A 735-nucleotide genomic window follows, 5' to 3' on the forward strand; every position below is an offset into this window, starting at 1 on the left:
ATCAAAGATGGCAAAAAAGAAAACACAGATCCCGAAGTATGGGACCATTACATTGAAAGGAATCCAGTATTACAGAAGCAAAGCAGAATGTCTATTTTCTGCATTGTGCTGGCGGTATTTCTGGTTACAACTATTTTTGGAATGGCAGATATGTTCATCCGCAGCCAGATTTTGCAGGCACAGCAGGAGTCTGGGAATTGGCATATTGCCATTAAGAATATCAGCAATGAAGAAGCAGCAATTATTGCTTCACGCCCTGATATTGAAGTATTTTCACCGTATAAAAAATAAGAGCTCCCATTCATTTATGAATAAACGGAAACTCTATGTAATGTAAGCAAAGGTTATTTTATTTTCTCATATTTCCTCAAAACTCGTGAAATGCTCTATTTTTCCCTTCCATCGCTCTCTAATTTGAGAACCCAATAAAATTTTTGTCAAGTATAAGATCCAAAATTGGCCTTTGGTAAACCCTTTTGTAAGCCCTTTTGGGGGTAAAAATGGTCGGTAAACCCCTGGTAAGCCCCACAAAATTGGTATAAACGCTGTCAAATTTCCTCAAATTTCGTCATCGGAATCAGCCGTTTCGGACATTAAAAAAAGCCCGAAAACGTTGAATTTTCGGGCTTTCCAAGCATTTTGAACTTGTTGATTATCTCTTGCTGAACTGCGGAGCGCGACGAGCTGCTTTGAGACCGTATTGCGCGAGTTTTTGAGCTGTTTTTCCTTGATATT

1 pseudogene is annotated in these 735 nt (G+C 38.9%); it reads left to right on the forward strand.

The features are described from left to right. Nucleotides 1-291, forward strand: a pseudogene (locus ACESZP_RS17940) (hypothetical protein); the annotation flags it as partial. Between the last annotated feature and the right edge of the window lie 444 nt (nt 292-735).

This window comes from Candidatus Dorea massiliensis AP6 (assembly GCF_964245105.1).
Classification (GTDB): Bacteria; Bacillota; Clostridia; order Lachnospirales; family Lachnospiraceae; genus Laedolimicola; species Laedolimicola intestinihominis.